Genomic DNA, 261 nt, shown 5'->3' with positions numbered 1-261 from the left:
ATCTGGATGCGTGGGAGACGTTTGGCCGGGATTTTGGCTTCGTCTGCGAACGCGATACGACGGGTCTTTTTTTCCGGATGGATGAAAAACTCCGCCGGGTCCAATGCGTCCAGGGTCCGGCGGACGATATCGCATGGGTCGGTTGGGAAGTGGATAGCCTTGATGAATATCGAGCGCGGAAAGCCACGTTGCGTGCTGGCAATGTTGACGTCAGGGAAGGTGATGCCCAAGGGGCGGCATTGCGGGGTGTGGAGGAGTATT

Annotated in this window: 1 protein-coding gene; it reads right to left on the bottom strand. The window is 57.5% G+C overall.

Features of this window, described 5'->3' with window-relative positions; all coding sequences use genetic code 11:
- Positions 1-230, bottom strand: a 230-nt coding sequence (locus QMG56_RS23295; protein WP_281825292.1) for a hypothetical protein, incomplete at its 3' end; no start/stop codon positions are given.
- Positions 231-261: the final 31 nt, after the last annotated feature.

Origin of the sequence: Sphingobium sp. BS19 (genome assembly GCF_027925545.1) — a bacterium.
In the GTDB taxonomy this organism is placed as follows: Bacteria; Pseudomonadota; Alphaproteobacteria; order Sphingomonadales; family Sphingomonadaceae; genus Sphingobium.
This window is presented reverse-complemented; position numbering and strand designations above follow the sequence as displayed.